Raw genomic sequence first — 14,146 nt, forward strand, 5'->3', positions numbered from 1 at the left:
GTAGGACTTGCCCTATCAGGTGAAGCTGGAGATCTTCGAGGGGCCCTTCGACCTCCTGCTCCATCTCATCGGACGCCGCGAGATAGATATCTATGAGGTCTCCATCGCCGAGATAGCCGACGAGTATATCGCCTATATGGAGGCCATGCAGGATCTGGACCTGGAGGTGGCGACGGAGTTCCTGCTCATAGCGGCCACCCTGCTCAAGTTGAAATCGGATTACCTCCTGCCGGAGCCGGAGAAGGAAGTGGAGGAGCTGGGACCGGCGGAGCTGCGGGAGGAACTGCTGTGGCGGCTGGTGGAATATCAAAAGTTCCGCGACGCCGCCTCGGAACTCGGAAAGAGGCTGGACCGCGAGGAGAGGTATTACTACCGCGAGGTCGACCTGGAGGAACCTTTCCGTCACGTCATGCCCGATATCCTGCGCGGCATGACCCTGGATAAGCTGGCACGGGCCGCTCGAGAGATGATGGAGCTGGAGACGGAGCTGGACGTCTCCTACATCGCTCAGATCAAGGTGAACATCGACGATTTCATGGCGCGGGTGCGAGAGGTCCTGGCGGCGAAGAAGAGCACCAGCTACCGTGAGCTGACCGCGGACTGCGTGCTGCGCGTGGAGTTCATCGCCGTGTTCCTGGCACTTCTGGAGCTGTACAAGCGCGAGGAGATCGATATGAACCAGGCCGCCCGTTTCGGGGACATTGAGGTGTGCGCGATGGGAGATGAGGACCATGGATTTTAAACCCATAGGCGGTAAGTTGTGGAGGACGGGAGAGGGCCGGGACGACATCGACGAGATGGAGGAGATCAAGGGGGCGCTGGAGGCCATGCTCTTCGTTGCCGATGACCCTCTCGCGCCGCGGCGGCTGGCCGATGTCCTGGACTGCGACGAAGGCCTGGTGGTCTCCGCTTTGCAGGAGCTGCGGGACGAATACGCCTCCTACAATCGCGGGATGCAGCTGCGGGAGGTGGGGGGTGGGTGGCGCATGCATACGCACCCGGCCTATGCATCCCAGATAGAGAAGCTCCTGCTCTCCTCGCGGCGGGCCCGCCTCACGCGGGCCGCCGTGGAGACCCTGGCGATCATCGCCTACATGCAGCCCATCACCCGCGGACAGGTCGCCAATCTGCGGGGGGTACAGTCGGAGAGCATGGTCAAGGTGCTGGAGGAACAGGGCCTTGTGGCTGAAGCCGGCAAGGAGAGGTCGCCGGGCGGCCCGGTCCTGTACGCCACCACGGAAAAGTTCCTCGAACGTTTCGGCCTCAACAGCCTGGACGAGCTGCCGCCCCTGGAGGATTTCGAACCGGGCCGTGAGACGGTGGAGCGTATAGCGCAGTCGCTGTCGGGCCAGCCGCGGGAGAGCGGCGGTGAAGAAGACGCTGAGGCCGACATGGAAGACGGTGCGTCCTACGACGTTGCGGAGGCGGTGGTGTTGCAGGCCCCGGCGGCGGTGCCCACGGATGCCGCCGAGGAGGAGCGACGGGACCGGCCCGCTGGGGAGGAAGAGGTCCCCGGAGCGGCGGCGGATTGAGGCGCGGGGCTGGTGATCCATGCCTGAGGGCGAGCGGTTGCAGAAGGTGCTGGCCGCGGCGGGGCTGGGCTCGCGCCGCCGTTGCGAGGAGATGATCGGGTCCGGGAGGGTACAGGTCAACGGCCGCACGGCCGCCCTGGGAGAACGCGTCGACACGGAACACGACCGTGTAAGCGTCGACGGCGTACCCATCGACCTTGAGGTGGAGAAGCGTTACTTTCTCCTCAACAAGCCACCGGGATATATAACAACCGTAAAGGATACCCGGCGCCGCCCCACGGTCATGGACCTGCTGCACGAGGAGGCGAGGCTCTTCCCGGTGGGGCGCCTGGACCGCGATACGCGCGGGCTGCTGCTCATCACCAACGACGGCTACCTGGCACAAAGGCTGCTCCACCCCAGCCGCGGTGTCGAGAAGACCTACGTGGTAAGGGCCAGCGGGCAGCTCTCCGCGCGGGGGCTGTCCAGGCTGCGCAAGGGCATCCCCCTTGAGGAAGGGAACACCGCGCCTGCGAAGGTGAAGGTGCTCTCGCGTGACGCCGGCGGTTGCCTGCTCGAGATGGCCATCCACGAGGGGCGCAAGAGGCAGGTACGTCGGATGTGCGCGGCGGTGGGTCTGGAGGTGACCGACCTCATCCGCACCCGCTTCGGGCCTCTGGACCTAAAAGGGCTGGAGGAGGGGAGCTACCGGCCCCTCAGCGGGGAGGAGCTGCGTGCCCTGCGCGAGGTCGCGGAAGGTTTGCCCTGATGCACGGCCGAAAAGACCAAGACCGTCCGGCTGGGGTTATGGTAATATGATGTCTGGACCAGGAGGAGGCGGGATATGCAGGTGAGAGCGTTGCGGGGGGCTACCCTCTGCAAGGAGAACACCAAAGAGGAGATAACCGAGCGGGCGGCGGAGTTGCTGCGGGAGATGATCAAGCGCAACGACATCCGCCCGGAGGACATAATGGATATCATCTTCACCGCCACCGAGGACCTCACGGCGGAGTTCCCGGCGGCGGCGGCGCGCCATATCGGGCTGACCCATGTGCCGCTCCTGTGCGCGCGAGAGCTGTCCATCGAGGATTCCGCGCCCATGTGCCTCAGGGTCCTCATGCATTTCTACACGCGAAAACATCCGCACGAACTGCGCCATCCCTATCTCGAGGGGGCGCGCCAGCTGAGGACTGACCTCCCCGAGTAAGCCGGCAGCGCCTCACAACCACATAGCGGATAAGGGGAGTTCGAGCCCGGGGCTCGAACTCCTTGGATTTACGGGAGAAGGAAGACGGCGGGCGCATGGCGGATGCCGTCGCTGGAAAGGGACGGAGAGGATAAGCGGGCTCCGCCCCGGGGCGGGTATCCCGGGCGGCAGGCGGGGTCATGACCGGAAGGAAGTGGTGGAATTGGTGATCGTACTGCACGAGGGCGCGACGGACGCGGACATCACGGAACTCGTGGACGTGCTGCATGAGGTGGGCGCCGAGGCTCACGTATCGCGCGGCGAATTCCGCACGGTCATCGGGGTCATCGGTGACCGCGAGCGCGTGATGCAGATACCCCTGGAGGCCTATCCCGCCGTGGAGAAGGTCGTCCCCATCATGAAGCCCTATAAACTGGTGAGCCGGGAGTTCAGGGACGAGCCCACGGTGATAGAGGTCGCGGGGGCGCGCATCGGTGGCGGCTCCTTCTCGGTCATCGCCGGGCCGTGTTCGGTGGAGAGCGAGGAACAGGTGATCACCGCGGCGCGGGCGGCCAGGGACGCCGGGGCGTCCCTATTCCGGGGCGGCGCCTATAAGCCCCGCACCTCGCCCTACAGCTTCCAGGGACTGGGCGAGGAGGGCTTGGCCATGCTTGCGCGGGCGCGCGAGGAGACGGGGCTGCCCGTCGTCACCGAGGTGCTGGATGTGAGGGACATAGAGGTGGTGGCGCGTTACGCCGATGTCCTTCAGGTGGGGGCGCGCAACATGCAGAACTTCCTCATGCTCAGGGACCTGGGATACCAGGACAAACCGGTCCTGCTCAAGCGCGGAATGAGCTCCACGGTGGAGGAGTGGCTGATGGCCGCGGAGTATGTCCTCAAGGAGGGGAACAAGAACGTAATCCTGTGCGAGCGGGGCATCCGCACCTTCGAGACCGGGACCCGCAACACCCTGGACATCTCCGCGGTGCCGGCGGTGAAGAACTACTCCCACCTTCCCATCATCGTCGATCCCAGCCATGCGACCGGCGTGCGAGACCTGGTCTCGCCGCTCTGCAAGGCGGCCCTGGCGGCCGGGGCGGACGGGGTGATGGTGGAGATGCACCCCAACCCCCGCGAGGCCCTGTGCGACGGCCCGCAGTCCATGACCGTGGACGGCTTCAAGGCGATGATGGACGAGCTCGCGGAGCTGGCGGCCTTCCTGGGCAGGGGATAGACGCTGGGGTGAGGAGGCGTACGGCGGGATGGACCAGAAGACCCAGTATCAGTGCATCGGTATAGTGGGTACCGGCCTCATCGGCGGCTCCCTCGGGCTGGCCCTGCGCAGCGAAGGCGCCGCCGCCAGGGTCGTCGGCTGCGACGCCGATGCCGAGATGCTCTCGGGTGCCCTGAAGAGAGGAGCCATCGAGGATACGGCGGCGGGCGTCAAGGAGCTGGCCGCAGGCTGCGACCTCCTGTTCGTTGCGGTGCCGGTGCGGGCGATACCCGCGGTGCTGCGGGAAGCCGCTCCCGCGCTGCGCCCCGGCACCACCGTCAGCGATGTCGGCTCGGTGAAGGAACGCGTGGTCGCCGCCGCCGCGGAGGCATTGCCGCGCCATTGCCATTTCATCGGCGGCCACCCCCTGGCGGGCTCGGAGCAGCGTGGGGTCGGTTTCGCGGACCCCCAGCTCTTCCGCGATGCCTACTATGTGCTCACCCCCAGCGGGGAATGTGACGCCGCGGTGTATTCCAGGCTGCACGCGCTGCTGGCCTCACTGGGCGCCAGGGTCATCGCCATGGAGCCGAGGCAGCATGACCGCGCCGTCTCCGTCATCAGCCACCTGCCCCATGTCATGGCCATGTCCCTGATGAACCTGGCCCTCGAGCGCGCGGAGGAGTACCCCCTGCTGCGCCTGGCGGCGGGAGGTTTTCGCGACATGACGCGCATCGCGGCTTCGGACGCCTCGCTGTGGCTGGACATTCTCATGGAGAACCGCGAAGCGGTGGGGGAGTCCCTGTCGGAATGTATAGAGTCCATGCGCCGTATAGCGGACCTGCTGGCGGCGGGGGACGAGGAGGGGCTGGTGCGCTGGATGCACAGCGCCAGCAGCGGCCGCCAGAGCATCGCGCCGGTGCTGGGGGAATCCTTGGCGGGGTTCTACAGCGTCATCCTGGCCGTGGACGACCGGCCGGGCGTGATCAGCGACGTGACCCTCACAGTGGGGGAGATGGGCATAAACATCGAGGACATCGAGCTGGTGCACCCGCTGGAGAGCGGGATGGGCCTGCTGCGGCTCACCATCAGCGGCGAGGAGAGCGCCCTGCGGGCCGCGGAGGCCCTGAGGCAAAAGGGCTACCGCGCGAACATCGGCAGGGCCCTGGGGGGGGAATAAGGAGCGGCGGCCGCAACGGGAGCCGTGCATGGACTCGAGGGGAGTAGAGACATGGAAGAGGCCTGGAGGGGACCCGCGCGAGGGCTCGCTGGCGAAGTCCGGGTCCCACCCGACAAATCCATATCGCACCGCGCCGCTATCCTCGGGGCCATGGCGGAGGGAAGGACGGTGGCGCGGCCATTCCTGCGCTCGGCGGACTGCCTGTCCACCCTCGCCTGCCTGCGCGAGCTGGGGGTCGGGCTGGACCTCGACGGCGAGGTGCTGACCATCGACGGCAGGGGGCCGGAGGCCTGGAGAGAGCCGACGGGCGTCCTCGACGCCGGCAACTCCGCCACCACCATGCGGCTGCTGGCGGGGGCCCTGGCGGGACGGGACTTTACCTGCGTCATCGACGGCGACGCCTCGCTGCGCGGCCGCCCCATGGGACGTATCATCGCGCCACTGCGCGCCATGGGGGCGAGGATAACGGGTGGGGACGATGACACCAGGCCCCCCCTGACCATCACGGGCGGGGGGCTCAAAGGCATCGACTTCGCGATGAAAGTGGACAGTGCCCAGGTAAAGTCCGCCCTGCTGCTGGCGGGGATGCAGGCGGAGGGCGAGACAACCATCCGGGGCGGACGTTCCTCGCGCGACCACACCGAGAGGATGCTGCTGCTCATGGGAGGCGACCTCCGTTTCGGCGACGGCGACGCCATGACCGTGAGGCCCTCGGCCCTCGCGGGGAGCGAGATCGAGGTCCCCGGCGACATCTCCAGTGCCGCCTTCCTGCTGGCGGCGGCGGTACTTGTGCCCGGCTCGCGCCTGACCCTGGTGGATACCGGACTCAACCCGACGCGGGCGGGCTTCCTCTCGGTACTCAACACCATGGGGGCACTGGTGATGGAGTCGCGCTACCGCGAGGCTGCCAACGAGCCGCGGGGGGACCTCGAGGTGAGGTCCGCCGCCCTCAACGGTATAGAGGTGGAGGGAGACCGCATACCGGCCATGATCGACGAGGTGCCCCTGCTGGCCGTGCTGGGCTGCCGCGCCCGCGGCGCCACGGTGGTGAGGGGGGCCGGAGAGCTGCGTGTCAAGGAGAGCGACCGCATAGCGGCCATCTGTGGAGAGCTGCGTAAGATGGGGGCTGAGATAGAGGAATCGCCGGACGGGTTCGAGGTACGCGGGCCGGTATCACTGCATGGCGCGCGCGTAGACTCCCACGGCGACCACCGCATCGCCATGGCCCTTGCCGTGGCCGCCCTATGCGCCGACGGGGATACGGTCATCTCCGGTTGGGAATGCGTCGACATCTCCTTCCCGGGCTTCGCGGAAGTCCTGCGCGGCCTTGCGTGAAAACGGGTCAGTCGCCGCGGCCGACGGTGGTCTCGGACGAGGTGGCGATGCCCATGGCGCGGTTGAAGAGGTCAAGCACCGGGATGGGCGTCAGGGCCTTGGTTAGGGGGACCAGGTAGACGGAGAGCGGCACCCCGATGAAAGAGCGGTTCTTCTTTATACCCTGCAGGATTTTCCCGGTGACGTCCTCGGCGGTGAGCAGCCTGGTCCCCCTCACGGGTCTGGCGCCCGCGAACATGCCGGTGCCCACGGTGTTGGGGCAGACGTAGGTGAAGCGCACCTTACGCAGTCTCCTGAGTTTGAACTCCTGGCGCAGGGACTCGGTGAGGCCGATGACCGCGAACTTGGTGGCGCAGTAATCGCTGATGTAGGGTACGCCCAGCAGCCCTCCGGCGGAAGCCATGTTTACCACGTGGCCTTCTTTCTTCGCCACCATGTCCGGGAGGAAGGCCTTCATGGTCCAGAAATGTGCCAGCAGGTTCACGGCCACCGTGCGCTCGATGACCTCGTCGGGCTTGTCCAGGAAGGGATTGGACTTGACCACGCCGGCGTTGTTGACCAGGATGTCGATGGGCCCGAACTCTTCCCGCACCATCTCCGCCATGGCGTAGACCGCGCCGCGGTCGGAGATGTCGCAGACGTAGGAGGCGATATCGCCGCTACGGGCGAGGTCCTCGCGGGCCTGCTCGAGGTCGGACTCGCGGATGTCCACGATGGCCACGTGGCATCCTTCGTGGAGGAGCAGCCGGGCCAGGGACTTTCCCATCCCCAGGGCACCTCCGGTGATCAAGACGTTCTTTCCGCGCAGATCCTTCATGGTGGGCACCTCCCAGTGCGATTGTGAACTCCCCGCACGCGTAATTATAATCTAATCATGAACGATGAAAAGAGTCCCGCTGCCCGCAGTCTGATCATAACCATAGACGGTCCGGCAGGGGCTGGCAAGAGCACCGTCGCGCAGAAACTGTCGCGGCGCCTGGGTTTCGGCTACCTCGACACCGGGGCCATGTACCGCGCCCTCACCCTGCGTGCTCTGCGTGACCATATCGACCTTGACGACGATAAGGGGCTGGCCGCCCTGGCCGCGGAGATGGACCTGGAGATGGTCTATGCCCCACGCCGCAGGCCTCCCTTCCGTATGCTCATGGACGGCGAGGACGTGACCAGGGGCATCCGTTCGCGGGAGGTCTCGGTCCACGTCTCCCAGGTGTCTTCGCATCCCTGCGTACGCAAGGAGATGGTTAGAAAACAACGCCGCCTGGCCGCGGGCGGGGACATGGTGGTGGAGGGCAGGGACGTGGGGACGGTGGTATTCCCCCGGGCGGACCTGAAGTTTTTTATCACCGCCACTCCCAAGGAACGGGCGCTCCGGCGCTATCGGGAGATGATCAAGGACGGCTACGAGGTATCGCTGCATGCCGTGGAGCAGGAGATGGTGCGCAGGGACCACCTCGACTCCACGCGCCGGCACAACCCGCTCAAGCGCGCTCCCGATGCAAGGCTCATCGACACCACCGGCGAGGACGTCGCGCAGGTGGTGGGAAGGCTTTCCGAGGCGATAAGGGAACGGACGGGAGCGCGGTGAGCCTGCGACCGGCGCGCCGGCTGCCTCCGCCCGGGCACTGGCCTCCTCCCCGCATCATGGAGATAAGGCCCTCCTCGCCCTGCCACGGTAAAGTGCATCCGGGTGACCGCCTGGTGGCCATCGACGGTATGAGGCCCCTGGACATCCTCGACTGCCTGCAGGCCTCTGAAGCGAGACGCGTGACCCTGGAGCTGCGCCGCGGAGAAAAATCCGTCACCCACAGGATACGCAAGACGAGCGGGACCCCCCTGGGACTGGTCTTCGACGAAGCGGTCTTCGACGGGGTACGGCGCTGCCGCAACCGCTGTGTTTTCTGCTTCGTGGACCAGCTGCCGGAGGGGCTTCGGCCGTCGCTGTACATCAAGGACGACGACTACCGCCTCTCCTTTTACTACGGCAATTTCGTGACCTTGAACAACCTCTCGCGCGATGACTTGGAGAGGATAAAGAGGCTGCGCCTGTCGCCGCTCTACGTCTCCCTGCACTCCACTGACCCCGAACTGCGCGGTCTCCTCATGGGCGGAGACGCCGGCGCCGGCCTGGCGGCTTTGGAGGAACTGGCCGCTGAGGGGCTGGAGTTGCACCTGCAGGTGGTGGTGTGCCCCGGTATAAACGACGGCGAGGAGTTGCGGCGCACCCTGCGGGAGGCGCTCGAAGGTTACGCGCCGGCTTCCCTGGGGGTGGTGCCGGTGGGGCTTACCCGCCACGTGGGGCGGCTGCCGCAGCGCCTCAAGGGACACGACCGCGGCACGGCACGCGAGGTGCTGGCAGCGGTGCGTGAATACCAAGCGCTCGCCCAGGAACGCCACGGCAGGCGCACCTTCTTCGCGGCCGACGAGTTCTATCTCCTGGCTGGAGAGGGCTTCCCGCCCGCCGGGGACTACGATGATTATCCGCAACTTGAGAACGGTATCGGCATGGCCAGGAAGTTCATGGAAGAAATGAAGGAGGGGGCCCTTGCGTGCGTGGGACACATCGGGTCACGGCGCGGCATCGTCACCGGGGCCGCGGGCGGACGGGTCCTGAACGCGGCCCTCGATCTGGCCGGTCTGCGCGGCGTGGAGGTCGTAGAGGTCGAGAACCGCCTCCTGGGAGAGTCGGTAACAGTCAGCGCGCTGCTGGGCGGCGCCGATATAGCGGCGGCCCTGCGGGAGGCGGGGCCGGCCTCGCGTGAGCTGCTCATCCCTGATAGCATGCTGAAAGAGGGGATGTTCATCGACGACATGACCCCCGCAGAAGTGGAGCGCGCTACCGGTTACCGGCTGCTGCCGGTGGCGGTGGAGGGCGGCGCGCTGCTGCACGCGCTGCTGGCAGAGGAAGGAACGGATTGATGGCATCGCAAAAGCCGCTGGTGGCGGTGGTGGGCCGGCCTAACGTGGGCAAGTCGACCATGGTCAACCGCATCGTGGCCAAGGGAGATGCCATCGTGGAAAGCGATCCCGGCGTGACCCGCGACCGCAACTACTTCACCGCCAACTGGAGGGGGAGGGACTTCCGCATCGTGGACACCGGAGGCATGGACCCGGTGGCGGAGGAGAAGCTGGTCAAGGCCATAGGCCGGCAGGCCATGCAGGCGGTGGAGGAGGCGGACCTGGTGCTGATGATGGTGGACGCGGCGGAAGGGGTGACCGCCGGCGACGAGGAGATAGCCCAGGTGCTGCGGCGCAGCGGCAAGCCGGTGGTGCTCGCCGCCAACAAGGTGGACAACCAGCGCCAGGAGGACGAAACCGTGGAATGGTACTCCCTGGGCATGGGGGAGCCGTGGCCGGTGTCGGCCATGCACGGCAGGAACATCGGCGACCTGCTGGACATGATCGTGGCCGGCCTCCCCGAGGCGCCGCTCGAACAGGAGGAGGAAGGGCCGGAGACGGTGGTGGCCATCGTGGGCCGGCCCAATGTCGGAAAGTCCACCCTCTTCAACCGCCTGCTGCGCGAGGAGCGCTCCATCATTAGCGACATACCCGGCACTACGCGGGACGCGGTGGACACGGTGCTCACCGTGGGGGAGACCACCTACCGTTTCATCGACACCGCCGGCTGGCGCAAGCGCACCAAGATAAGGGAGGGGGTGGAGTTCTACAGCCAGGTGAGGGTGTGGAAAGCCATCGACCGCGCCCAGGTGGTGCTGCTGGTGGTCGACGCGTCCACGGGCATAACCGAGCAGGACCAGAGGATCGCGGCCAGGGTGAAGGACGACGGGCGCGCATGCGCCGTGGTGCTCAACAAGTGGGACCAGGTGAAGGCCGCCGGCAACGCGCAGGTGGTCTACGAAGACGCCATGGATAAACTCCATTTCATCTCCTACGCCCCTTTCCTGCGCGTGAGCGCCCTCAGCGGCGCGGGGGTGAACCGCCTGCTGCCGGTGGTGGACCGCGTGCGTGTGACCTGGGAATCGCGCATACAGACCGCCCACCTCAACCAGCTGCTGCACCGTGTCATCACCCAGACCCCGCCGCCTTCGCGGCGCGGCAAGCGGCTGCAGATGTACTACCTCACCCAGGCACGGACGGCGCCGCCGCAGTTCGTCTTCTTCGTCAACCGCCCCGACCTGGCCACCCCGGCATACGAGAGGTTCCTGGAGCGCAAGATCCGCGAGACCTTCGCCTTCGAGGGGACGCCCATACGCATCGCCTTGCGCTCGCGCCGTGCCCTGGAGAAGCGGCAGGGCCGCTAGGGGCCGTGCCGCGACGGTATGAAACCGCTTCAGCCCCGATGTGTTATAGTCAACGGATGTTCTGTGCAGAGCAGAGTGTAAGGGGGATGTCGGCTTGGACGCGACGGCGGTAGCCTGGATTTTCGCGAGTTACGTCATCGGCTCGATACCCTTCGGGCTGCTGGTCTCCATCTTCCTCTTCAAGCAGGACCTGCGCAAGCTGGGCTCGGGGAACATCGGCGCCACCAACGTGCTGCGCAACTTCGGCGTCCGGCCCTTCATAGCCGTCATGCTCCTGGACATGGCCAAGGGAGTGGCGGCCGTGGCCATCGGCAGGGCCCTGGGGCTTGGCCCCAACCTCTCCCTGGTGGCGGGGCTGGCATCCATCGCCGGGCACAACTGGAGCATATTCCTGAAGTTCAAAGGCGGCAAGGGCATCGCCACCAGCGGGGGAGTGATCATCGCCGCCTACCCCTGGCAGGTGACGGTGGTGGTCCTGGGCGTCTTCGTCCTCTTGGTGCTGCTCACCCGCATCATGTCCGTGGCCTCCATTAGCGCGGCGGTGACCTTCACCGTGGCAACCTTCATCGTCTTCTGGGGCGAATGGGACAAGTGGCCTTTCCTGGTCATCGCGCTGGTGGGCAGTGCCCTCGCCATCTACCAGCACCGCGAGAACATCAAGCGCCTGCTCAAGGGGGAAGAACCGAAGATAGGACGGCGCAAGGCGCAATCTGTCGAGGCGGAGTGATGAAGGTAACGGTCGTCGGATCGGGCAGCTGGGGCACGGCCATGGCCTCTCACCTGGCCCTCCTGGGCCACGAGGTGCGCATGTGGGCGAGGGAGCCGGAGGTGGTGGAGGGCATCAACCGCGACGCAAGGAACCCCCTCTTCCTCAGCGACGTGGAACTGGCCCCGGGTATCGCGGCAGACATCGACCTGGAGAGGTCTCTGGCCGGGGCGGAGGTGGCGGTGATGGCGGTGCCGTCGCGCTGGACACGCGAGGTGGCCGCGGCGGCGTCACCGTATATGCCTGCCGGCGCCGTCGTCCTCAACCTGGCAAAGGGCTTCGACTACGACAGCGGGTGGCGCCTCTCCGAGGCCATCGCGGTGGAACTGGGCAGGGACAGGGCGACAGGCGTAGCGGTGCTCTCGGGGCCCAACCACGCCGAGGAGGTGGCGAGGATGGTGCCCAGCGCCACGGTGATCGCCTGCGGCGACGGTGAGGTCTCCCGCTCCCTGCAGGCCTCCTTCAGCTCGCCGTACTTCCGCGTCTACACCAACAGCGACGTGATCGGGGTGGAGGTGGGCGGGGCCTGCAAGAACATCATCGCTATCGCCTGCGGTTTCCTGGACGGCCTCGGCCTCGGGGACAACACCAAGGCCACCCTCATTACGCGGGGGCTGGCGGAGATGGCGCGCTTCGGGAGCGCCATGGGAGCCAACCCCATCACCTTCTCCGGCCTCTCTGGCGTCGGAGACCTCATCGTCACCTGCATCAGCCGCCACTCCCGCAACCGCGGTTTCGGGGAGAGACTGGGAGCGGGCGGGAAGGCCCCGGAGGTGCTCGCCGAGGGCCGCATGGTGGTGGAGGGCGTCTACGCCACGCGGGCTGTGGTCGGTCTGGCGGAGAAGCTCGGGGTGGAGACGCCCATCGCCCTGGGGGTGCATGCGGTCATAGAGGAAGGGGTCCCTCCCGCCGAGATGCTCATGGGGCTCATGACCCGCAGCCTCAAGGAGGAGTCCGAGGAGGCCCTCTACCGCGACTTCCTGTTGAAGAGGACATAACCGTCTTCCGGTTAAGGGTCTCTACGGAGCCTGGTCGGGGGAGATCTGGGGGCATGGGTTTAGGGTTGTTCATAAACGCTTTCGCCATATCGGAATATAAACCATGCCAGACATCGCGAGGGCGTTCTCCGAGAGGTCCAACAGGAAGTATCCCGATACGGCAACCGCGATGGTCGCTCATATCGATGAACGTTCATCTCACCACCTGAAAAGGATCTCTTCGTGCCTGCTCGGTGTGTGAATGAGACGTCCACGGGCAGGCAAAGGGATGTCATCGCCGGCGCTTAAAATATCTTTTGCACGGACAGGAGGGATGTTTTTGCGCAAGTTGCTTTTCACGGTGGTGACCGTTCTGGCACTTCTCCTCGCGGCGGAGGTGGGGGTGACCCTGCTCAGCCAGCAAGGCATGGAGAGGGCGCTGCGCTCCCAGTACGAGCTGCCGGACAGCCTTGAGGCGAGCATCAACTCCTTTCCTTTCCTGGTGAGCCTTGCCCGCAACCACATCGGTGAGCTGCAGTTGACCTGGGAGGGTGAACTGGGGTACCAGGCCGGGGAGGGCGCCCTGGCGGGATTGCCGTACAGGGGCAGCGTTAACCTCTATGATCTGGAGCTGAACATGCCGGCTCTTCTCACCGGAAGGCTGGAGGTCAGGGAGGTCTCCCGCCACAGGGCGTCCATGGCCATCTCGATATCCGACATCGGAAAGGCAATGGGCCTGCCCGGCGACGCCCTGGAAGCCGAAGGAGGTCGCTTGTACCTCTCTGAGGGCGGAAAAAAGACTCAATGCGTGGTCAAGGCGAGCGGCGTCAACGGGGTGGCCATTGAGCCCCTTGAGGACTATATGAACAGTAAAGATTCAGGCCACAACCCTGATGACACGGTCCACACCGTTGTCTTTCCGTCCCTTCCCGTGGACGCTGAGCTGCTCAATGCCAGGGTCGAGGGGTCAATGGTGATCCTAGAGATGTCTATACCACAGTGGGAGGGTTATCTCTGATTTTCTGAAGTGAAGCTCTACGAAAACGGCTTAAAGTAAAGGTTCATTAAAGGTTTATGTCGGCAGTATAAACATAAAGTAAATAGATAGTAATAAAATGGTAGAATTTTCGCTAAAAGACTTGACAACTCAACATTTAGTGGTTTATAGTCCATGTAAAGCACAATATGTGGGATATCCTGTACGGGGAGGGGGAAAGCGATGAAATGCCCCTTTTGCGGAGACCCGGACAGCAAAGTGATCGACTCACGAAGTGCGGATGGCGGGCAGGTGATCAGGCGGAGAAGGGAATGCAAGGGCTGCAAGAAGAGGTTCACGACCTTCGAGCGCTTCGAGCAGTTCCCGGTGACGGTGGTCAAGCGCAACGGGGACCGGGAACCCTATAGGCGCGAGAAGATACTGGTGGGGCTGGGAAAGGCTTTCGAGAAGAGGCCTGTCACCAGCCAGCAGATAGAGGACCTGGCCTCGGAGATAGAGGCCGAACTGCGTGAGGAAGGCAAGAAAGAGATCAGCGCCAGCCATATCGGCATGGCAGTGTTGAGGAAACTCAAGGAGATAGACGAGGTAGCTTATCTCCGCTTCGCCTCGGTATACAAGAACTTCAAAGATATCAGCGAATTCCAGAGTGAACTGGGGCAACTGCTGGAGAAAAAGGAAGACCTTTAAGCGGTCTCGCACGAGAGAGGGGGATTAGAGGTGTCCGC

The 14,146-nt window shown here is 65.2% G+C and carries 15 protein-coding genes; 14 read left to right on the forward strand and 1 reads right to left on the reverse strand.

What is annotated here, in order from left to right; translation table 11 throughout:
• Positions 1-7: 7 nt before the first annotated feature.
• The 7 genes from AB1384_01765 to aroA all read left to right on the forward strand — a co-directional run bounded on the left by AB1384_01765 (position 8) and on the right by aroA (position 6,422).
• On the forward strand, positions 8-742 hold the full coding sequence (locus tag AB1384_01765; GenBank protein MEW6552998.1) for a segregation/condensation protein A: 735 nt from the start codon (positions 8-10) through the stop codon (positions 740-742).
• Positions 732-1,532 (forward strand): SMC-Scp complex subunit ScpB, encoded by an 801-nt coding sequence (gene scpB / locus AB1384_01770; protein ID MEW6552999.1) that lies wholly within the window; start codon positions 732-734, stop codon positions 1,530-1,532. Before AB1384_01765 ends, scpB begins: the two co-directional genes overlap by 11 nt.
• A gap of 19 nt (positions 1,533-1,551) precedes the next feature.
• On the forward strand, positions 1,552-2,280 hold the full coding sequence (locus AB1384_01775) for a pseudouridine synthase (GenBank protein MEW6553000.1): 729 nt from the start codon (positions 1,552-1,554) through the stop codon (positions 2,278-2,280).
• A 75-nt stretch (positions 2,281-2,355) separates the two neighbouring features.
• The gene (aroH, locus tag AB1384_01780; GenBank protein MEW6553001.1) at positions 2,356-2,718 is read left to right on the forward strand and encodes a chorismate mutase; all 363 of its coding nucleotides are present in this window, start codon (positions 2,356-2,358) and stop codon (positions 2,716-2,718) included.
• Between the two features lie 202 nt (positions 2,719-2,920).
• Entirely contained in the window at positions 2,921-3,931 is a 1,011-nt protein-coding gene (gene aroF / locus AB1384_01785; GenBank protein MEW6553002.1) for a 3-deoxy-7-phosphoheptulonate synthase, read from the forward strand.
• Positions 3,932-3,959: 28 nt separating this feature from the next.
• Positions 3,960-5,087 (forward strand): prephenate dehydrogenase, encoded by a 1,128-nt coding sequence (locus AB1384_01790; GenBank protein MEW6553003.1) that lies wholly within the window; start codon positions 3,960-3,962, stop codon positions 5,085-5,087.
• 51 nt (positions 5,088-5,138) lie between these two features.
• A complete protein-coding gene (aroA, locus tag AB1384_01795) occupies positions 5,139-6,422 on the forward strand; it encodes a 3-phosphoshikimate 1-carboxyvinyltransferase (protein ID MEW6553004.1) in 1,284 nt (427 codons plus the stop codon).
• A 7-nt stretch (positions 6,423-6,429) separates the two neighbouring features.
• On the opposite strand, the gene AB1384_01800 is transcribed toward aroA, so the two are convergent.
• The gene (locus AB1384_01800) at positions 6,430-7,239 is read right to left on the reverse strand and encodes an SDR family oxidoreductase (protein ID MEW6553005.1); all 810 of its coding nucleotides are present in this window, start codon (positions 7,237-7,239) and stop codon (positions 6,430-6,432) included.
• Positions 7,240-7,296: 57 nt separating this feature from the next.
• Between AB1384_01800 and cmk the strand changes: the two genes are divergently transcribed.
• The 7 genes from cmk to nrdR all read left to right on the forward strand — a co-directional run bounded on the left by cmk (position 7,297) and on the right by nrdR (position 14,108).
• Entirely contained in the window at positions 7,297-8,007 is a 711-nt protein-coding gene (gene cmk / locus AB1384_01805) for a (d)CMP kinase (protein ID MEW6553006.1), read from the forward strand.
• Complete coding sequence (locus AB1384_01810) at positions 8,004-9,338, forward strand: DUF512 domain-containing protein (GenBank protein MEW6553007.1); 1,335 nt, start codon at positions 8,004-8,006, stop codon at positions 9,336-9,338. Before cmk ends, AB1384_01810 begins: the two co-directional genes overlap by 4 nt.
• Positions 9,338-10,681 (forward strand): ribosome biogenesis GTPase Der, encoded by a 1,344-nt coding sequence (gene der / locus AB1384_01815; protein ID MEW6553008.1) that lies wholly within the window; start codon positions 9,338-9,340, stop codon positions 10,679-10,681. Before AB1384_01810 ends, der begins: the two co-directional genes overlap by 1 nt.
• 94 nt (positions 10,682-10,775) lie before the next feature.
• Positions 10,776-11,408, forward strand: coding sequence for a glycerol-3-phosphate 1-O-acyltransferase PlsY (plsY, locus tag AB1384_01820; protein MEW6553009.1), 633 nt, complete (start codon positions 10,776-10,778; stop codon positions 11,406-11,408).
• Positions 11,408-12,445, forward strand: a complete 1,038-nt coding sequence (locus AB1384_01825; protein MEW6553010.1) for an NAD(P)H-dependent glycerol-3-phosphate dehydrogenase — start codon at positions 11,408-11,410, stop codon at positions 12,443-12,445. Before plsY ends, AB1384_01825 begins: the two co-directional genes overlap by 1 nt.
• Before the next feature lie 319 nt (positions 12,446-12,764).
• Complete coding sequence (locus tag AB1384_01830) at positions 12,765-13,442, forward strand: LmeA family phospholipid-binding protein (protein MEW6553011.1); 678 nt, start codon at positions 12,765-12,767, stop codon at positions 13,440-13,442.
• Between the two features lie 201 nt (positions 13,443-13,643).
• Positions 13,644-14,108, forward strand: coding sequence for a transcriptional regulator NrdR (gene nrdR, locus AB1384_01835; GenBank protein ID MEW6553012.1), 465 nt, complete (start codon positions 13,644-13,646; stop codon positions 14,106-14,108).
• Positions 14,109-14,146 lie beyond the last annotated feature (38 nt).

The sequence above is a fragment of the Actinomycetota bacterium genome, from assembly GCA_040757835.1.
Classification (GTDB): Bacteria; Actinomycetota; Geothermincolia; order Geothermincolales; family RBG-13-55-18; genus SURF-21.